Origin of the sequence: Massilia sp. YIM B02763 (assembly GCF_030412015.1) — a bacterium.
In the GTDB taxonomy this organism is placed as follows: domain Bacteria; phylum Pseudomonadota; class Gammaproteobacteria; order Burkholderiales; family Burkholderiaceae_D; genus Telluria.
Genome location: NZ_JASNRD010000004.1, coordinates 258,949 through 278,432, shown reverse-complemented (window position 1 = coordinate 278,432; position 19,484 = coordinate 258,949). Strand labels below are relative to the sequence as shown.

Genomic DNA, 19,484 nt, shown 5'->3' with positions numbered 1-19,484 from the left:
AGTTCACGCTGCAAGTATTCCAAAATATTGTCATAACTCGGCTATCAAGCCCTGACACATATGCAATCATGCTGATAGGAACTCTTGAAGTGCGCCGATCACAAAGTTGATCACGGAATTCCGTAGAAATGCCTTATCTAAGTCATCCGGGTCGCATGCAAATTCTCTTTCACCAAGCATAAACTCACCCATCGCTCCGAATTCGAAGTGAAATAGCGTTGTCGGTGCAGCAGACGGCGCAGAATACTCTTCGGGCAGCACGATAAATTCATACCGCCCCTTGGGAGTTGTGTCGTCCTTGACGAATACTTGACTATATCGCGCTATGACCTCGCGTCTGTGCGCATGAATCGAAAACGCAAGGTTGCCTTTGCGCTCAACCTTTATAAGACTTTCATTCTCGTGGGCCGATCAGGTTGGCTTGTCATTACGTGGGAAAAGGCGACCGCCTGTGCATCGATTCTTTTTGACCTGCTCAACCGCATTTGCATTAGGCCTTCATTGAAACTCATTACCTATCTCCTAGTGCTGGGATATCAACGATACACAAAGTAACCTTCAGGGCGCTAACAGCGTATTCAATCAACTGGCAGGCCCCTTCTTCTTATTGACCTTCTTGGCTATGGCCTTTAGCTTCTTCCCTTTCTCTTCATAGATTTCGGAAAGAACGTGCTCCAAGAGATCATACATAACTCTTACATCTGCTTGTGTGGGTGCACCGGAGTCATGGCTGCCTGCATTTCCAAGCCACTTTGCCGCCAACATCAGATCTGCGAGATGCTGATATTTTGCAGGCAAGTGAAGAATTCGCTGGTGCAGATTGATCGGCCTACGCTTCCCTTTCGACACGACGAAGCGTTTTACTCCCAAGTCAGTGAGAAGTGCTTCAACAGCGGCGCGCGCCGCATTTAACGCTGCGCCAGGATCGTTGAAAAATAGTGCAAAAGATTCTTCAAGATGGACCGAAACGCTCGCTCTGCAATCACCTGGAATGTCCATTAAGGTTAGCGCTGGCATAAAGAATTTTGGCGTGAACCGATCCTCCGGCACATGCCCCCATCCGTATTGTTCATCCTCGACTTCAACGTACTCGACCGAACCAGTTCCTGAGCATGCGATGGGTTCTTTGCAATTTGGATTATTGCAGTGAAATGTACAAGCGAAAACGTAGCGGATCCAGTCCGGCTCCCATTCGGGATGTTTTTTTTCAACTAGGCTTTGTGCCGTTTCGCGCGCGATTAAATGCTTTGGGTCGAGAGCTAGGTGACCCGTACCGCACGCGGGGCATTTCCAGCCGGGTATTTGATTCCTGCCAAACGGGAGATGGTAAGGAGCACGATCCATATATGATACTTAACGTTATTTTGAGGACGGCCGCTACCGTTATGATAGGAGCCTGTTGCTATTAACAAGATGCCGTTCGCGAAATCAGCGTAGCCAATAATTTTTTTGTTGACCTCGATCCGTATGGACGAGTAAATAAAATTTAGGCGACTACCTCTGGACCAGAAGAGAATAATAGCAGTGTAAGCGCGAAATTTATTCTTGGCAACGTTCAGCGCGGTACTTCGCCGAAGCGAGCTGACCTTGACCGCGAATCAGTCGTTCATGGCAGGTCGCAACAGGGCTCGACAGACGCTTTCAATTTCAGTGCATGGAACTTTAGCCAAGCCCTGGTATTTATGACGAATTACTCGGCAATACTGCAGGCGCAGCACTTAGAACAGGGCCGCTGCGCAATTGATTGAGTACCGCCTGAAGCCGCGCCAATAGGTCATCATAGGTGATGACGTCGACGATACCCTTGGAATCGCGGCGTAGCACTTCAAACTCGCGCCTTTGCCCCTCGGATAGCGTGTTACAACGCCCCATGATCAAAATGCCTAGGGGGTTAATTATCCGGATTCTGAAACCGGATGGCAGGTCAGCACTAAACAGTTTGGTCAAGAAGTTTTCTCCAACCAGCCCCCACCGGTTCAAATGCCTCAGGTAATGAGTAACCTGGCCCATTGCGCCGACCAAGTCACGCATCGGCAGGTGGTGGTCGCGGTACAGCACTGGTAGCATAATGGGCTTACCCATCGGCTTCTTGATCTCAATAACATCAACGTTGCCAGATGCATCTACCAAGAGGATGTCGATGCGACGCCAAGTGGAGGCGTCGGTGTCCCAAAGCCTGACCTCGGTAAAGGCTTTTATGTACCTAGGATTCAGAAGCTGGATAATCTCTACAATTTCTAGTTGCCACTGCGCTTCCGACGTCCCGGCCTCATTGGCCAGCATGGCCCGCAGCCGATCCAGGGCGAAGGCATACTTGGCAACGTCGAACTGACGAAAGGCATCCTCTAAGTTTGGCACGGAAGCCACGGTGCGTTTGTCGACATATGCATTTAGTAGCGCTTCAGCATCGACGGCCGGCTCGGTGTACTGGCGAACTACGGTGCCGACGCGTGCTTGGACGTAACGGCGCAGTTCGTGAGATGTGGGGAATTGATTTAGCAGTCGTTCGTACTCTCCAATCGGGATAGCATCGGGTTCTGGGCCACCAATGACGATACGCTCGAGGCTAAGGCTTTGAATGACCCCAAGTATGGACACCTTGCGCTCTGCACTGAACCATTTCCAGTCAGGTCGCGCATCCCGATGCAGCAGGACCGGCGTCTCAAAACCTAGGATTTCCGGTTTGAAACGGAAGTATTCGCCCTCTGCCTTCGCAATGGCAAACACCAATCGATCGTCTTCTATCCACACGATGTCATCATCATTGCGGGCAGGATTGCCCACCTCTTCGACAGCGCCTCCAATGAGATCCCGAGACGTAAGGTGGAAAGTGCCTTTAACCAGCAACTCATCGCCGCGCGCGAACCTTTCGTAAACCCAACTGGTGCCGTCGCGTGGGCGGTAGACGAGGCAGAACTCGTCATCGGATATTTCGAATTCAACAGCAGGCTTGATCATGGATGATCTAGAAAAGGGAGTTTCATGGCATTTAGCGACCCATGGGAGGCGACTGCGACACTACATATGACTTATCAAAGTTTTCCGGAAAAACACTAAAAACACAAGAATCGAATCGATTATATTCGAGCCACACTTGCTCTAATGTTTTTCGTTACAGGAGATGTGCCTTAAAATCAAAACGGCCCATTGCGGGCCGTTTTCACTCATGGCAACGAAAATCATTTAATTAACATGCCGCCGGTAAGATCAAGAGTCTTAGTCAACCTGCCAGTCCTGCTCACTAACGGGTTGTTTGGGTCAGTCGCTCCTGGAAACGGGACGTGCTCAGGAGAATACCCCAAAATCACAATTGCATCCGACGTCTTTGCATAATGATAGACCGCAGCAGACGTTTTTCCCTGAACATTCATATCCAAGTTTGCATCGGTCCAAGCGATCGGATCTCCTGGCTGATTTACATAAACCCCACAATGATAATGCCAAATATTATTCTGCTTATAAAGCTCAGCACCATTAATCTCAATGCCGCCATTTGTCATCCACGAAGGTTTATTCAATCCCTCGAGCTGCTCTCCCCTTAACACCCTAGTGAACCAGGTTTTAAGGTTTCCTAGATCCAGAGCCTTCATATACCCGAGGTCAACAAATGTAGGTGTATCTAATCTACCGCTAACGAAATCCTGATGAAATAAAATTTTTCTTGTTGTAGTCATATAAAAAAAGGCCCGACATGCGGACCTTTGTAGTAAGTTTTAATAATTTATGCAGCGACAGCTTGCTGAGCTTTTTGGATTAGCTGCATAAACTGGATGGTGATTTCCTCATCCGTCATGGAACTAGTAAACTTTTGCAACGGATCATCCCCAACTGGGCGAGAAGCTCGATCCGAAAGAACTTTCTGAGTATCCAAGTGATCTTGTGTGTGTGTCGATGTCAATGGCTCTGAAGATCTTGGCTTCAGCGGCGTGAATCGATTTTGAGTCATCAATTTGCTTACGTAAACCATAGCCTACTCCTTGCACATGGCCCTCGAGTATCTAGTCTACCACAGTCTTGACAGTCAACGCTAGATCTAAACATCGTGACAGTGCCAGCAGCCTCCGTGCGAAGCAACTGCTCACATCTACCCTTACCGGTCGTGAGCGCGATCCTGGATCCATCCCATACGTTACCAGTGCCGACTGATCGTGCACACGCCCCTACTCAAGACCTGGCTATGTAGTAGGGTTCGCGCCCTCTCCCGAGAGAAGTTGACATGGCGCAATATTCAGGGTCGCTTGAGAGCTGCCGAAGCACCCTTCGCTAGCAAGCTACTACAAGAATTCCGTCAGTACAATGTGCGCGCCATCTACTATATGTCGGCCAAAAATTGGCAAATTCTTGTCCGAAGGTCCTAACTTTACCTTAGGATAGCACGCTACTGGCAAAGCTATTACTAGATTGAAAATGTAGCAAGAGACGCGTCAAAGTTGCTGAAATAGCCACTTCGAGGGAGGGACTTCCAATCCGCCACTTGATTGCAATAGATGCAACAAGATCGTACACTGAGCAGTTCCGTAAATCTCTTGTTACAATTTTTTGGTCAGGAAAACCATTTTCCGAGCTTAAACAAAACTCTATTAGGCATATGCAAAACAAAAATCCTTTGACGAATTATTTATACAACTCTCATGAAGTAATGTCTTTTTACCAGTACGCAATGCGCCTAGGCTTTTGGCCGGACTACCCTGATGAGAAAAATGAAGAACTATCCCGGCACATGGAGACTGCAGAAGTCTCTGATACTAGAAAAATTGATCAGCTTTTAATCGACAACAAAGAGCTGCTGAGGAATTACCTTTCTCACATTTATTCGAAGAGAAAGAATCCTTGGAGGGTCACCCCTGAGTTTCTTTGTGCACTTATTCTAATTGCAAGTTCCGTAGACTCTTTTTCCACGAATCTTTTGATGGAATTGGGATGGGAAGAAGAGATCGCTTCGATTGTCATCGATACTGCCCGACTGTTTCGAGGAAAGCTCGCGATTACATAAACAATCGATAAGGATATGCATGTCCCGGGAGGCCGGGCACATTTGCGATTGTTCGGGCCAACTTCTGCGAATAGCGTATGGTCACCGGCACCGGGTCGTACAGCGCGTCGTTGTTCCAGTCCATCTTAGTCAGCGCGAGGGTTTCAAGCGCTGCGATCTCCAAGGGGCCTTGCCCCGCATGTCGTATGATGTTGAGGGGCCGGGGAATGCTCTTGCTACCTTGAAAATAAAGAGCCCCACTGAGTGCGGCCGATGGTGCGTTACCCGATGCCCACAGTAATGCCGAGTCTCCGGTTCGAACCAAAACAGTCCCCCGCGGAACAGGGGCACGGTCTGGTATACTTCTGACACCATTCCGCCTGCCGGGTGTTAACCACACTCCACGCCAAGTAGCACTGCTTCCTATCTCTATACATTCGACCTCAGGAATCGTTGACAGGCCGTCGAAAACGCCTTCCAATTCCTCATTCTTGAACGCTGTCGTTTTATGGATGACCAAACGTCGGGGTAGATGCCCGCCGTTTCGTTGCAAGTACAGGCTTAGGCTACGCGCCATTACTGCCCGCATGTCACTCCGGCTGAGGAATGGATTACGCCGCGCTTCACGTGGGTCAGCAACCGGATCCTTGGCTTCAAATGCCACGAATTGCATGCCGCCTCCATCCGCATCAAACACCTGCGAACAGCATGTAACGAACTGGGCTGATTTAGGGTCTCCACGTAACGCGTAGGCCAAGCCAATGTATGCCGTGTTTTCGGGGACGCCTTTTATCGGAGCAAGCTTCCAAGGAATGCCCCCAGCTTTCGTAAACAACGCAATGGAAAGACGCCAAGCCAATGACGCTTTAAGTCGGAAATTGAAAACCCGATCATTAATCACTTGGGTTGGAATGGCATACTGGGCTCCAAGTGCCTTGAGTGCATCATGTGCGTCAAATCCATGCACGGCAAATGCCTTTTGCCACGCATCGGGCAAGTGGACAAGCACGACATCGAACTGGTCATGTAACGCATCGAGGCGCGCCATTGCCTGCGACATCCCCGAGAACAAACGCTCATGTGGCGCTCCTGCCGGAGCCAATTCCATAAGATTGTCCGGCCATTTAATGTGGACGTCTTTGGGTCCGGCTACGAGAGGAACCCGAAAAAGTGCTTCGAAACCTGGAAACGCCGGTAGGTAGGCGCGACGGTCGCTTGCTTCATGCCCTGTTCGAATAGTGTCAACCAGACTTCGAAGTCTCGGCCAACCCGATGCTGGTGCAATCGTTGCAATACGAAGCTTCGGCGTATAGTCCGCGAAAGTCCTGCCATTGTATGCACCGAACCGCAGTAACCCGCGCAGTGGATTCTCGTCCAGACTTGTATCCTCGCTGCTGAAGGTCAGCGCAGGCTCGTCGAGTAGGGAGAACGATGGGGTCTTCGAAAAGTTATAGTCCATCGCTACCCGTTTCTGTGAAAATAGGCGTGATCATGGCTCGGCCGGCTCCATGCGGTGATGGGTGATAACTTGAATACCGCGTCGATGCCCTCATCCAGAGGAACGCCCGTCGCCAGCAAACTGCGGCCGCCATCACCGGCAAGCAAGTCAGCCCAAGCGTCAATGATCCCTGCCCAAACATGGTTGTAGCGATTCGCCCAACGCTCCCGACGCCAATCGATTGTAGGATCAACAAATCGTGGCTTCTCAAGAGTTGCTTCTGCATTCGGCTTCTCTCGAGCATGTTCAGGATACGGAACCTCAACGAAAGTCGTCGGTTCAAATGTCAGCCACCAGCGCTCTGCAGCTTGCTCCAAGTGCAACTCAACACCCTCATAGAATGGATATCCCTGCGGAGTGGTGCCATAAAGCGCAGAAGAATAAGCGTTTCGAAGTTTCGCTTGTTTAGATAGCCGGACCTCACGAGACTGATCCGTTTCCTTCTCCGAGTCGCCGTGTACCATCACCGCATGGTCCCCACGTCGTCGTCGAGCTCGTAATGGCCGATGGCGGCAGACCGCTCGTGTAACTGCTTCATACAAAAGGCCAAGAGCCCAACTATCGATATCGGGCGCCAACGTCACCGTGCCATCAAGTCGGCCGCCGACCCCGGCAAAGGCTCGAACCAAACCCTCGTCGTTTCCGAATGCGGCAATCTCGTTTCCTCTACTTGCAACAATCGCCCAGACGTCAGCATCCCGCAGCATCTGTCGAGCCTCTGGTGTAGTCACACTTCGATCAAGCCGAATCCGTCTCGCCACCCTTGGCATCTCTAAAATAGGAAGGGCTGAACACCGCAACACTGGAAACGTACTATGCTCCACAGTCGGCAGTCGGACGGGCTTAAGCTTGCTTGGTGCTGCATATGCTCCAATGTGGGCATCGATCTGTTGAGGCCAGCTCGACCCATCGGCAATATCTGCCGCCAGCTCATCGAACGTCGGGCACTCGACAATGTTAACCCGAATACCTTTCGCACTTGCCGCTTCCAGAAAGACACGGACGTCTGTCAACAGCCCGTCCGCAGATCGGGTAACCCAATGAATTCCTGCAGGATATGACGTAGGTTGAGTCAAGGCATCGCCTAATGCTTTCATCACCGAAGCGTCACGCCCGCTGTACCCAACTACAACCAAACCATAGCGCGCGCATGCGCTCGTCAACACTGTGCGCATTTGCGCGTCCTGCACACGTAACTCATCGGTCGTATTTTTTAAACTGACTGAATGGTAATCGCCATGGATTTTCGCTAGAAGTGGACGGCTCTCTCCCAAGGCATGCATCGCGCGGTCCGCGTTGTCGATGGCTGATACCGACAAGTTAGCACGATCACCAGGTGCAACGAGCTGGTCGGTTACGGTTGCCGCCGTTTCCACCAAGGTATCGAAGTTGGTCGTGAACACACAGGGAACTCGACGGGTAGTGATTAAAGCAGCCAGCACACGATGTGCGAAGGATGGCGTGCCCTTTTGCACAGCGTCGCTAATATAGTTCCGTCGATCCTCAGGCGTCGGAAAAACAGCCTCGAATGCAGCCGCGTATTCAGACGGATCGTTGGGCGGGGGAAGATCCGAATGAGAAGCGAGGAATGCGTCAATACGCTGAATCCACAGCGGATCATCAGCATCGACCTCTTTCAGCTTAGCTCCTGAGAGCTCACAAAAAATCCGCTTTTTAAAGTCAGTGATCATGGCATAGCCGGTGGGTATCCCGGCGGTAGCTGATGCACCTGCTCCTAAAAACCATGCGTATTGCGTCGGCCGAAGGCAAAACACTCTGGCGAACTGCGATCCCGAAACCGTCTGAATGCTCAAAAACCACTCCCGTTTTGCAGTTGTTTGGTGCACTTACCATGCGCGGGATTTTGCTCTCTTCTCCCATCGACATGCACATCTGTTGCTTAGCATAGCGCACAGTTGCAAAGATGTAAATTTAGCATCGCGCCCTGAAGAAGTTTACGCGTACTCACTGGGCCAAGGTCACCGACATTGTGCCGATGAGGCACCTTTGGCAAGAGTTATAGCCGATGTACGGCTTCGTCAGACTCCCGCCGAAGGCTATAAGAATTGTGCGGACTAGCTGAGTTGGCCGTGATAACTCTACGCCGAATGGGAGCTGGCTTAAAGTAAGGCAAAATAAGCTGTATCTTTACGGTGCGACATCCCTGCTTGCAAAACCCTTGTGACCTTGTCGTTTCGGCGGAGCAGACCGGTAAGAATAGCAAGTTAAGCAGCCAATGCGCCACCCCACGGCTACAAGCTCCAGTCACTCGCGCAGAGTTACCAGTCTAGCTTCGGTTCTAAAAACAACCGAAGCAGCACGCTACGAAAAGCAGATGCTCCGTCATTTCACCTGAGATGGTCAATCATTTACTAAAGGCCCATAGAAGAAGCGCACCGATCCCCATCAATGCAAGTTTGTCTTTTTCGGCTTGGGCAGCCGCAGATTCACGCTGTGACTTTTCCTCGTATGCTTCGACGATGATACTTCTTGCTCTCAACAAGGCGTCTGCGGGGTCTTTATGAATTGGCAAATATTTTAAATTTTGTATAAATCCAGGAAGCGACATCCCATCGTCAAGAACTAAGGGCAAGATTTTCTTTCGCAAAGCAGTCGCCTTACCGATCTCTTGAGAAACCCATTTCGACGCCTCTGCATGTTTGCTCCAAATTAGCACGAACAGATCACACTGCTCGATAGCGTTATTTATAGCTTGGGCGAGATCTTGGCTCGGCGATACTGAATTTTCCGCAACGAATACGTCGATCGGAGTTCCTTTTAGCTGCTGTTGCAACTTCTCGACCTGAGACAAGTCATTAGTAGAATAGCTAACAAAAACTTTGAAGCTCACAAGTACCTCTTTTATAATTATCCACTGTTCCTATCCGAAGACATGCACGAACATAGCTGGCCAGGCTAACGACACTGGAGGAGCGCTCAACAACAAGTGAAAATGGCAGCTCCAGGCCGACTAAAGACGTAGCTCAAGGGACAGGTTCTGCACCTTACTGTAGCTTAGCCCATCCGAAAATCATCAAGCTTCTTTCCGTTTGCGAGTCCTTCCGCAAGCCACCTTGGTTGCCGCCCCCGCCCCGTCCAGGTCTGAGATGTATCCTCAGGATTTTGGTATTGCGGCGGACTCTTTTGAGAACCTGCCTTCTTTACCTTCTTCGAAGTAGTGACGAGCAGTTCCTCTACAGAGACCCCGGCATCTTTGGCAATGGCCAAGATCCGCTCGCGGGCTTTTTGCATTTCTTCCCCCTGCCGATCCTTCATCGCTTTTTCGATCTCGCGTTGGAGGGATTTTAGTTCACTCAGGTTGTAGCTAGACAGGTCTATGTTCGCCATCAATAAGCTCCTTTGGGGTTAAGGGGAATTACCTGAGCGATTCTATCCTAGCCAGTACTTAAATCAAATCGGGCTAGAAGAAAAGACCTCATTTGGTCCACACCCAGAATTTGCGCCGGGAGTGGGTCAAGGCCCCGCCAACCAATCCCACAGCGAATTCGCTGAGCGACAGGTCCCGCGTTGGCCATCCGGTAGGGGGCAGAAAGACTGCCACCTTCGTGGCCTCGTCAGTCGGCTGGCCTTTCGGGCAGTAAAATTTGAGTGGGAACGCGGGAAAGTCGCGGTGGTACCGCTCCCCGTTTACGATCGGCCCTCGTGGAAACGAGACGCCATTGCGCGTGAGGCAGCTGCGCGAGAAATTTTCAAAGTGCCGGCTATTCACTAGCCATACAACCTTAACGCCAGACTGCACGTACTTCGCGGATCGTCGCTCGACTCTTCTAGGGACTGCTGCGACATCTGCACTTCGATGGCTATCTTGCGGTCGGCGTGCTCGATGAACACATCTGCCTCCCAGCGTTCCCCGTCGGGTGTATAGCCGGGCTCCTCGATACGTGCAGCAAAGCCGACGACCCGAAGCGCTTTAACGATCTGCACCTGGGCAAATTCGTGTTCCGGTGACGTCGGCTTACACTCAGGATCACTTTCGCCTGGACGAGCCGCAAACCAGCACGTTCCGCGCACATTTTTCTTGAGCACTGCAGGCAGGCCACTACGGCGGATGAGATACGATCCGGCCGGCTCGGCCTTCATTCGCTCCCAACCCTCGGGCGCAATATCGAAGGCCTCAACGATCTCTCTGGTTGCGGCGTGAATAGCTGTCAACGGCAAGGCCAACTCCATCAGGTGTGCTTTATTCAAGAGTGTCGCACCAAAATTGCTATCGGTAAACCAAGCGTGTTGCAGTAGTATTAATATACGAATCACAACCGCGCCCACGCGCCCAACCTCGGCCGGCAGCCGAAGCAAGGATCCATATGCCCCAGTTCGTTCCCTCCTTGAAGCACTCGACGCCCGCGCTAAATGAAGCTTAATTTCGCGACACGCACGAGCCTTGCGCAGCGGGCAAAGGAACGACGACGCGCACTAAAGATCAGCTGCGGCAAACTGGGCGAAATGGTAGGCGTATCCGCTGCCAGCGTGACCCAATGGGAGAAGCTACTACCGCAAACCACGAAACATGATGCGACATGGGAGACGGCGCTAAAGGTCCCGGCGGGATGGCTTCGAAACGTGCAGTTGGACACTCCCGAACAAGGCTCTTCGGTATTCGACTTTGCCGATGGCGAATTACAAACGTTTGCGCAGTTCATTTTGGCGTATTGCACCTGGCATGTGCGCCCCAGCCATTCGGGTTGCACTCCCTCCTATTCCGAACTGTCACCCCGAGAGCAGCGCATCGTTGGCATCATGACCCGACGCTACGGCTCCAAGGGGGAGGAAGCTTCGACGCTACAGGCGATCGGGGACGATCTTGGACTGACGCGCGAACGGGTACGGCAGATCGAGGACAAGGCAAGAACTCTATTCGGTCCTGCGAGAGCACCGGCGGAACTGATTGATCGTCTGCGAGCTGCATTCGTCGGACGTCTCCCCTGTCGCTTGTGCGATATTCCCGAAGGTGTTCAGCAGCTGCTCGGCGGCGAGCTCTCTATCGAGGGCGCTGACCGGTTTTTTCGAGAAGTGTTGGGCGATCGCCTCATCAACCTGCGGAATCTGGGAGGCACACTGCCAGCGACGCCGGAAAAAATTATTGTGGCTGACGATGCCCCGGATGAAGACCTTGTCCGGGCGGTGCGACAAACGTCCTTGGGAATGATTCGTCAGGCGGGCGCTGCACACGTCTTTTTCGTCGTGGGATCTCTCGTGGCGGCGGGGTTTGCTGCAACGCCGACGCAAGTCATCCTGTGCGCGCGCATGTTCTTGGGCTTCGAATGGGTCCTCGAAGACGAGGGCTGGTTCTGGTACGGTCCTGGTACCGATAACCGGGCTAAATGGACGGCCCTCAAAGTTCTGTCGGCGGCGAATCGCCAAGTAGACATCGAAGAACTGTACGGCGCGATGGCGCGCGCTCGCTTCCCCAAACAGGGAGAGCGTTTAGGACCCGCTGCCGTGTCCGTGCCGATGCCGGTCCTGCAAGTCCTGCTGAGCAAGTTCCAAGAGATGCAGCGTTCTCATTTCAACGACTTCAGGCTAGCGCCTGAGATCGAAGACGACGCCCCGGCCGCGTATCTCTCACCCAGCGAGTTAATGATTTGCGCCGCTATCAAACGCCATGGAGGGGTGGCCAGCCGGCGGACCTTGACGGAAGAACTGGTCGCGACGGAGCAAATCGAAAAGATTACCTTGAACATGGCGCTGATGAGCTCGCCCGTATTTCGGCGTCATGACAAAGGGATATGGACGATCACCGGCTACAGCTTTTCGCACGAAGCGCTGCAAAAAGCCTGTGAAGTCAAGCGCCAGCTGCAGCTCGTCGACGGATGGTATGAGATGGAAGCGGCCCTTCCCCGCAGTGCCCTCGACCGCGGCGACTGGTTTGCGCCGGCGGCATCGCAACCGTACCTGACACCGGGTGATTACGAGATTCTCGGTATTGATGGCACCACCAGGTATGTGGAAAATCCGGTCGGCGACCCGTACCTTAAGCGCTTCGGTTACCTCATTGGGTCTGCAGGCTACAAGGCAGGAATGGCGTACCTCTTCGGTATAGCTGTGGACGAACGTGTACTGCGTGTACGCCCCCTGCCCGACGACAATGAACTGGCGTAGCCCTTCAATACATACAAAATGTTTGTACAGTCGCAACCCCGCACTTTTCTTGGCATGTAAGGACTGTGTGAAAGAGTAGCAAGAGCTAGCGAACCGGCCTACAAACACTTCCAGAACTAAAGCTCGACAGCATGGCAGTACGTGTGAGCCTTCCCTTACAGTCAACAGGTGATCTTGCCCATGGCAGAGCACACCAATGTGCAACGTCGAATCCAAGCTATCAGCCCGGATCGGCACCGCAAGCCAAAGAGGGTCGAAATCAATGGTTCCGCTCAGCTTGCTATATTGAAGCGTGCGTGCTTATGCACTTGAGCTAAGGTTGGATAAAGCATTCGTCTAGATGGGATTGGTCGGAGCGTGTCGTACCCCAAAGACTCACCTATAATATTCGATTTTGTCTACACCTTTAACTCATTGCTGGAGTTAGCTTAAGAGAGACGCATCTAGAATCTGCTACGCTGACGTTCGAGTATAAGCAAACCTTAATTTAAAGCTGAAATACTGCTAACAATGAGAAAAATAGATAGCATTATCTTTTATTGATTATTAAATTACTATGGAAATTACCACAATCGCTTACGGCAACATATAGTTTCCATGAAACTACGAAACAAAAATCTACTTCGCGCTCATAACCTCACCATGCATAGTTACATTAACATATTGCTTAATTGAGTATCTCTTACCATAACAGTCAGTAAATGTACTTTGTCGCCTATTCTTTTGAACATCAAAGTGAAAGTTTGGCGCATAAAAAGAGTATTTCCACGCTTTATGTTGCACTGCCTCACCATGTGGTGCGCCGTTATCTTCCCATCGCCAGTCTTCGTTTGCATCAATCCAAGGACTCTTGGAGCCCGAACTATGGCGCCTCCGATGCTGAGCCTGAAATCTTTCTATTTTCTTAGCAGCAGAAGTTAAAAGGCCGATATCATTGTAGCTCTCTGATAAATGCCACATATCATCAAGACCCCGCATAGTTTCGAATAGTTCAGGCAGAATTAAAGGTGAGGACACGTCTTTAGGTTTGACGTGCTCTATCCAGTAATCTTCCTCATCGATAGCGGCAGTCAACGCCTGAAGGAAATCCGCGTCTACCCCACCACCCAGTGAACGAACGGCTTGTGCCGGTAGCCAACGCAACCTAAAATAGCTTTTGAGCATACTCCCAATATCTGGAGCTGCCCCATTTTGGCGCTGGGCGGTCACACCAAAAATATGGGCCCCATCGTTCTTTTCAGCCATATCTAAGAGGCTTGGCACCTGCTTTTCGGAGATTTTTGATTCCGAATTTTCATTACTAGGAAAGAGTTCCCAGCGCCAATTACGCAAATTCGGCTTTGCCTTATTCAATGCAGCCCTGATTTGATTAGAGACGGATTTCTGGAATCCAGCAATGATAAATGTTGGCATGCCAACCCAAATTATTTTGAAGATATTAACTTGAGAACAATATCAAGAGGAACGCTGATGCGCGAGAGATCTTCCTCATTCAATACGGAAAAAATATCTACTAAAGATTTTTTCTCAGCCGATACAGTTACTTGAGCAGGAAAAGTAGCAGTTTGAGCGCTAGGACGCTCGTTAACTATCCAATCATCCCGCCAGGCTACGTTATGTTTTTCAGCCCAAGACTTTAATTTTTCCGCAAGATATTCAAATCTGAAAGTGTGCCATTCTTCCGAGAGGCCATTTGAGTGAATCGCCTCTGTGAACGCCTTGAGATCTGCGCCTGTTTCTAAAGATTTCGCAATTGCGACTTTAGAAGTGTCGCTACCATCAAATGACATCAAAAACTTACGCCGAACTTCGAACTCATTCTCTTTAGAAGATTGAGGAAGTTGCACAGAAAGCGCCGGCGGTGCGCCATCTTTGGGATCTAACCAAGAAACCGAATCAGTCGTAGGCAGATAAAACGGTGCTTTCTTACCAGAAAAAACCTTCGTGAGCGCGTCAAAAAGGTCCTCTCGAATCCGTTTCGCAAAATCGTCACGTTCAGATGTTACCGAGTCGAAAAGCTCAGTGCGACCTTGAGGAACAATAAGAATATCATGGCCACGCCGCCACTTTACATCAAAGACCTGCGGATTCAATCGAATAAAGTCGGCAAACTTTTTTAATTCAGGAGGCGGAAAATCGAGGTTCCTGCTCTTCGCAATCTTAGCAACAGCGGCACGCAGCTTAGCTCCTGGTACGGCCTTACCCAAATCAGCAATTGTAAGATCCAACGCTTCTTTGACAATGTCAATCCAGTCAATTTGCATAATTCGGCCTTTAAAAAGTTTTGCACAATGAAAAAAGGACCCTGCGTGCAGAGTCCTTTTTTCGAATCTATCCATGATGTCATGTCTAGCAACGAGCCATATTTGGGCCTAACCCAGTGGGAGAGTCATAGGATGTCATGGTCATCACTAATCCGCGCCCGGCCAATCGCCAAAGCCTTCCGAACGAGAGCAGAAATACTCTGACTCATTCTTGAATCGATACCAGTGTAACACAACTTGAATCACCCTGCAACTGTCACTCCAAGCCATAACTTAAACGTTACGTCTGCAATAGGTCAAACTCGGCCGTTCGGCCACTGCACAATGGTAGCCACCGATGGCTTACTCCTGCAGCCGAGTATTTTCGCTTTTAAAGCAAACATTTGTTGCTAGAAACGGTGATGTTCCTCAAGTCAACACATGTGTTCAAGCTCAAGCTCATCATTAGCGACAGTTCACTTCCGCAGCACCTCACATGCTAGTGTTCGGATCGCAAAGAGACGGCGAGTTTCTTGCAATAGAAACAAACTTTCTATAGAGTAAGCATCAAAACATATACTCGTGCGACGAGACGCCGCTGCTTCCTGCGAGTTCGCCGATATGTATTGAATCACTAACGTAGAGGTTAATCGATGCATATTGATAGCATCACTATTACCGGCTTTCGATGCTTCGGCAACGTTCCGGTGATAATCAGCCTTAGCCAGGGTATCACCGGCATCGTCGGTCCTAATGGCTCAGGCAAGACAGCTGTGTTGCAAGCGCTCATGCGGCTGTTTGGCGTTACACGGTCGCAACGAACCGTAACGGCATCCGATTTCCATGTTGCCGCCACAGAAACCAAGCGCCCCCAGTCGCGCGAACTCATGATTGACGTGCGTTTGAGCCTGCCGGAATTAGCGGACGGAACGGCAACCGCTACCACAGTCGCCCCAGTGTTCCGCCACATGCGAATCGAACGTCCGGGTGGAACGCCTCTGTGCCGTATGCGCCTGCGCGCACGATGGGACGCTGATGGCACCGTCGAGGGGGCCGTCAGCCAAGACTTGAACTGGATCCATACCAACGACGATGTTGTACGCCCTGATCAAGAAGTACCAGTACTGCCCAGCGATCGTGGATTGATCCAGCTGTTCTACACGCCGGCCAGCCGGGACGCCGCTGCACAGATCCGCGCCACAACTGGCGCATTGGCTGCACGCCTGCTCAAGGCCATCGAATGGTCGGACGATACGGAATCCGTTGTCAATGCCGCCAGTGAGCAGCTGATGACCGCGTTCGGCAGCGAAAACGCGATCCAGGCGATTAGCAGATCGATAGCCGAGCGATGGGGGAAACTCCATGATGGCGATATCGACTGCGATCCCGAACTGAGCCTAATGAGCCGCCGTTTCGAGCAGATCATCGCGCGCATTGGTGTTATCTTCAAGCGGGGCCCTACTGGTGAGGACCGAGGCCTGGAGGCCTTGAGCGACGGCCAACAGTCGTTGTTCTACTTCGCCCTCGCTGCTGCAGTCTTCGACGTGGAGCGCGCTGCAGTAGCGGGTGATATCACCGGGTTTCGTGCTGACGAACTCAGCGTGCCTGCCCTAACCTTGTTCGCGGTCGAAGAACCCGAAAACCACCTCGCGCCGTATTACCTGTCGCGTATCCTCCAGCAGATCCGCACGCTCGTCGAAACCGGGGCTGGTCAAGCGTTCGTATCGAGCCATTCGCCTTCTGTGCTGGGACGCATCCCGCCGGACGACGTACGCTACTGTCGGCGCACCGCGGCGTTCGGTACGTCGACGGTAAAGCCCATTCCCATGCCGATAGGCGAGGTCGATGCCGTCAAGTTTGTGCGCAATGCCTTCCTTGCCTTCCCTGAGCTGTACTTCGCGCGGTTTGTGCTGCTGGTCGAGGGAGACTCTGAACGTATTGTCCTGCCACGTCTAGCCGAGGCCCTCGACCTGTTGGTAGACCCATCGTTCGTAGCAATAGTCCCGCTCGGCGGCAGGCACGTGAACCATTTCTGGCGGCTGCTGCGTGGCCTCGATATCCCGTACGCGACCCTGTTGGACCTCGACCTTGGCCGCGCTGGCGGCGGGTACGGCAGGGTCAAGAATGCCCTTCAGCAGTTGCTGGCACTTGGCGTTCCACGGGAAGCGATCCTAAAACTAAACGATGGAAGCGTCCTCAGTGATGAAGGCCTCGCTCAGCTCGAATCTAGACCCATCGAACATCTGGAAAGCTGGCTGGGGTATCTGGAATCGTCCTCAGCGATATTCTTCTCCTGGCCTCTCGACCTGGACTTGGCGATGCTAGAGGCATTCCCGGCCGCCTATGAGTCGACAATCGAGGGAACCGGTCCACGTATGAGCGTCGAGGACGCGGGGAAGATCGTGCTAGGTACCGCAGGCCCGGGGTCCGCTAGCTATATCGGTACGGCGGAAAATTTCAAGCAGCACATGCCAGCTTATCGCTACCACTTCCTCACACACAGCAAACCCGCCACGCACCTGCGCGCGCTGTCGCATGTTGAACTGCCGGACCTGAAGGCGCGGATGCCAGCGCCGCTTGAACGGATCCTGCGTCATATCGCGGCCCGGCTACCAGGAATTTAAGCATGACGTTGCCACCACGACGCGTTAGGTCTACGCACTGGCAGCCTATCGGCGTGACCGAGCTAGAGCCGAATGCCACTACGGTCGTGACTTCCACCGAACATCGTTCGGTACTTGCGGGCCCGGGAGCGGGCAAGACTGAGTTGCTCGCGCAGCGCGCTGCATTCCTGCTGCAAACCGGAGCGTGCATAGCGCCGCAACGTATCCTGGCGATCAGCTTCAAGCGGGATGCTGCGCGCAACTTAGCGCGCCGCGTTCGCCAGCGCTGCCATCGCGACCATGCCAGCAGGTTCGATTCGATGACCTTTGATGCGTTCGCGAAAGGGCTTGTCGACCGATTCGGACAGGCTTTGCCAGCACAGTGGCGGCCCACGCCCGACTACGGCATCCTATTCCCAAAAAAGGCGTTTTGGGCTGACTTCCTCCGGCGTGCGGCGATTGCGACAGACAATCCATTTGGAAGGTTTGAGGTGCAAACGCTTTCGGTAGACGACTTCGAACGCCAACATGTTCTTGGAGAGCCACTACCTACTGCAGGTTGGAAGCCCGAGTCCGCTGGACAATGGGCTGGCGCACGGTTTTGGAGCAATCAGTTACGAAGCGATGAGCGTAGCTACCTTAGCTTTGCAATGCTCAGCCGGCTGGCGGAAATGCTGGTCCGTGTCAACACATCGGTGCGCAACGCTCTCGCGCTCACCTATTCCCACGTGTTTCTGGATGAGTTCCAGGATACGACACAGGCCCAGTTCGATCTTGTCCGAACCATCTTTTTTGGAACCCGGACCGTAATAACGGCAGTGGGTGACAACAAGCAGCAGATCATGCGCTTCGCGCACGCCATGGACGATCCGTTCGACACTTTCGAGGCAACCTTCGGCGCACGACGGATACCATTACTCAGCAATTATCGCTCGTCGCCGCAACTCGTCCACATCCAGCATGTGCTGGCACAGGCGCTTGACTCGGCTGTCGCGCAACCGGAGTCAAAAGCGCCGAGCAGTATTGCGGATACCTGCTGCGCCATCTGGGACTTCGCCAGCGTCAACGTCGAGGCCGCACGGCTCGCACAGTATGTCGCGACGCAGATGCGTCATCAAGGCCTGGGGCCTGGTGATTTTGTGCTGCTGGTCCGGCAGAAGGCCGAGGATTATGTGCGAATACTCGCGCCTGCCTTCGCAGCGGAGGGTATCCAGCTACGCAACGAAGCGGCGTATGTCGGCGCCCAGATGCTGCAAGAGTTGCTCACAGAGCCACTGTCGGAATTGGTTCTACTTGTTTTACGTATTGCATGCGGCGTCCAGGGAGGGACTTCGTGGACCCTGCTGCAGCACGCGCTGGCCGAGCTGCGCGGTGTCGCGCCGACGGACGACCGGGCTCGTCGTGCTCTGGCGCGGGACATCGACACGTTTGCGCACCAGTTCCGCAACCAGTATCCGCAGCCACCCGCCACCGAAGCCGAAATGCGCGTGGCAGTGCAAATGGTGATCACGTTCCTGGGACGCGACATGCTTAAGGCGGCATATGCGACATACCAGCAGGGAGAGTGGCTTCTGGACGTCCATCACAGCATCTCGCTTCATCTGTATGCGAGTGCCAGCCAGGCGCACAACTGGGCTGCGGCGCTTGATACCTATGAAGGCGTCAATGCGCTTTCACTGATGACGCTACACAAGAGCAAAGGGCTGGAATATCACACGGTCATATTCATCGGCCTGGACGATTCTGCCTGGTGGAGCTACCCGCAAGACACTGCGGAGGCCACCGCCGGATTTTTCGTGGCTTTTACGCGCGCGAAGCAACGGGTCATCTTCACCTATACGCCGCAACGAGGTGCACGGAGTACGATCGCGCCGCTGTATGCGTTACTGAAGGCAGCAGGTGTGCAGACGACCGTGATCACTTAGAGACTATCCCAGACTGCACGAAAGCGACCTGCGAAGCTTCGAGCAGTAGCCAGCACCAGACGGTAGTTTCCCAGCGCTTAAATCAGCCAATGCCTGCCAATCAATCGATCAACGCAGCATTAC

At 52.5% G+C, this 19,484-nt stretch carries 15 protein-coding genes; 4 read left to right on the top strand and 11 right to left on the bottom strand.

Annotated features, from left to right (window positions below; all coding sequences use genetic code 11):
• Positions 1–66: 66 nt before the first annotated feature.
• From QPK32_RS08740 to QPK32_RS08725, 4 genes are all read right to left on the bottom strand, one after another.
• On the bottom strand, positions 67–261 hold the full coding sequence (locus tag QPK32_RS08740; protein ID WP_290412406.1) for a hypothetical protein: 195 nt from the start codon (positions 259–261) through the stop codon (positions 67–69).
• Positions 262–582: 321 nt separating this feature from the next.
• Positions 583–1,344: a DUF4145 domain-containing protein gene (locus tag QPK32_RS08735; RefSeq protein WP_290412405.1), complete on the bottom strand. Its 762-nt coding sequence runs from the start codon at positions 1,342–1,344 to the stop codon at positions 583–585.
• A 336-nt stretch (positions 1,345–1,680) separates the two neighbouring features.
• Positions 1,681–2,958, bottom strand: coding sequence for a Shedu immune nuclease family protein (locus QPK32_RS08730; protein ID WP_290412404.1), 1,278 nt, complete (start codon positions 2,956–2,958; stop codon positions 1,681–1,683).
• Positions 2,959–3,179: 221 nt separating this feature from the next.
• Positions 3,180–3,674 carry a hypothetical protein gene (locus tag QPK32_RS08725; RefSeq protein ID WP_290412403.1) on the bottom strand — a complete coding sequence of 165 codons (495 nt, stop codon included), beginning with the start codon at positions 3,672–3,674 and terminating at the stop codon, positions 3,180–3,182.
• Between the two features lie 800 nt (positions 3,675–4,474).
• On the opposite strand from QPK32_RS08725, the gene QPK32_RS08720 reads away from it, so the two are divergent.
• Positions 4,475–4,993, top strand: a complete 519-nt coding sequence (locus tag QPK32_RS08720; protein ID WP_290412402.1) for a hypothetical protein — start codon at positions 4,475–4,477, stop codon at positions 4,991–4,993.
• Here QPK32_RS08720 and QPK32_RS08715 read toward each other — a convergent pair.
• The 5 genes from QPK32_RS08715 to QPK32_RS08695 all read right to left on the bottom strand — a co-directional run bounded on the left by QPK32_RS08715 (position 4,986) and on the right by QPK32_RS08695 (position 10,679).
• A complete protein-coding gene (locus QPK32_RS08715; RefSeq protein ID WP_290412401.1) occupies positions 4,986–6,431 on the bottom strand; it encodes a nuclease PIN in 1,446 nt (481 codons plus the stop codon). The genes QPK32_RS08720 and QPK32_RS08715 overlap by 8 nt on opposite strands.
• Positions 6,432–6,433: 2 nt before the next feature.
• Positions 6,434–8,284, bottom strand: coding sequence for an SIR2 family protein (locus QPK32_RS08710; RefSeq protein WP_290412400.1), 1,851 nt, complete (start codon positions 8,282–8,284; stop codon positions 6,434–6,436).
• Positions 8,285–8,835: 551 nt separating this feature from the next.
• Positions 8,836–9,321 carry a toll/interleukin-1 receptor domain-containing protein gene (locus tag QPK32_RS08705; RefSeq protein WP_290412399.1) on the bottom strand — a complete coding sequence of 162 codons (486 nt, stop codon included), beginning with the start codon at positions 9,319–9,321 and terminating at the stop codon, positions 8,836–8,838.
• A gap of 164 nt (positions 9,322–9,485) precedes the next feature.
• Positions 9,486–9,818, bottom strand: a complete 333-nt coding sequence (locus tag QPK32_RS08700) for an H-NS histone family protein (protein WP_290412398.1) — start codon at positions 9,816–9,818, stop codon at positions 9,486–9,488.
• Between the two features lie 381 nt (positions 9,819–10,199).
• Positions 10,200–10,679: a hypothetical protein gene (locus tag QPK32_RS08695; protein WP_290412397.1), complete on the bottom strand. Its 480-nt coding sequence runs from the start codon at positions 10,677–10,679 to the stop codon at positions 10,200–10,202.
• 162 nt (positions 10,680–10,841) lie between these two features.
• Between QPK32_RS08695 and QPK32_RS08690 the strand changes: the two genes are divergently transcribed.
• The gene (locus QPK32_RS08690) at positions 10,842–12,590 is read left to right on the top strand and encodes a sigma factor-like helix-turn-helix DNA-binding protein (RefSeq protein WP_290412396.1); all 1,749 of its coding nucleotides are present in this window, start codon (positions 10,842–10,844) and stop codon (positions 12,588–12,590) included.
• A gap of 618 nt (positions 12,591–13,208) precedes the next feature.
• Here the strand turns inward: QPK32_RS08690 and QPK32_RS08685 are convergent.
• The gene (locus tag QPK32_RS08685; RefSeq protein WP_290412395.1) at positions 13,209–14,003 is read right to left on the bottom strand and encodes a hypothetical protein; all 795 of its coding nucleotides are present in this window, start codon (positions 14,001–14,003) and stop codon (positions 13,209–13,211) included.
• A gap of 11 nt (positions 14,004–14,014) precedes the next feature.
• Entirely contained in the window at positions 14,015–14,929 is a 915-nt protein-coding gene (locus QPK32_RS08680) for a hypothetical protein (RefSeq protein WP_290412394.1), read from the bottom strand.
• Between the two features lie 557 nt (positions 14,930–15,486).
• Here QPK32_RS08680 and QPK32_RS08675 point away from each other — a divergent pair.
• Together QPK32_RS08675 and QPK32_RS08670 are read left to right on the top strand one after the other, a co-directional pair.
• Entirely contained in the window at positions 15,487–17,457 is a 1,971-nt protein-coding gene (locus tag QPK32_RS08675; RefSeq protein ID WP_290412393.1) for an ATP-dependent endonuclease, read from the top strand.
• 2 nt (positions 17,458–17,459) lie between these two features.
• Positions 17,460–19,361, top strand: coding sequence for a UvrD-helicase domain-containing protein (locus QPK32_RS08670; RefSeq protein WP_290412392.1), 1,902 nt, complete (start codon positions 17,460–17,462; stop codon positions 19,359–19,361).
• Positions 19,362–19,484: the final 123 nt, after the last annotated feature.

Bases quoted from the DNA above. Each gene is read 5' to 3' on its own strand.
- QPK32_RS08735 (WP_290412405.1), bottom strand. From the start codon at position 1,344: ATGGATCGTGCTCCTTACCATCTCCCGTTTGGCAGGAATCAAATACCC.
- QPK32_RS08730 (WP_290412404.1), bottom strand. From the start codon at position 2,958: ATGATCAAGCCTGCTGTTGAATTCGAAATATCCGATGACGAGTTCTGC.
- QPK32_RS08725 (WP_290412403.1), bottom strand. From the start codon at position 3,674: ATGACTACAACAAGAAAAATTTTATTTCATCAGGATTTCGTTAGCGGT.
- QPK32_RS08715 (WP_290412401.1), bottom strand. From the start codon at position 6,431: ATGGACTATAACTTTTCGAAGACCCCATCGTTCTCCCTACTCGACGAG.
- QPK32_RS08700 (WP_290412398.1), bottom strand. From the start codon at position 9,818: ATGGCGAACATAGACCTGTCTAGCTACAACCTGAGTGAACTAAAATCC.
- QPK32_RS08690 (WP_290412396.1), top strand. From the start codon at position 10,842: ATGAAGCTTAATTTCGCGACACGCACGAGCCTTGCGCAGCGGGCAAAG.
- QPK32_RS08685 (WP_290412395.1), bottom strand. From the start codon at position 14,003: ATGCCAACATTTATCATTGCTGGATTCCAGAAATCCGTCTCTAATCAA.
- QPK32_RS08680 (WP_290412394.1), bottom strand. From the start codon at position 14,929: ATGGATAGATTCGAAAAAAGGACTCTGCACGCAGGGTCCTTTTTTCAT.
- QPK32_RS08675 (WP_290412393.1), top strand. From the start codon at position 15,487: ATGCATATTGATAGCATCACTATTACCGGCTTTCGATGCTTCGGCAAC.
- QPK32_RS08670 (WP_290412392.1), top strand. From the start codon at position 17,460: ATGACGTTGCCACCACGACGCGTTAGGTCTACGCACTGGCAGCCTATC.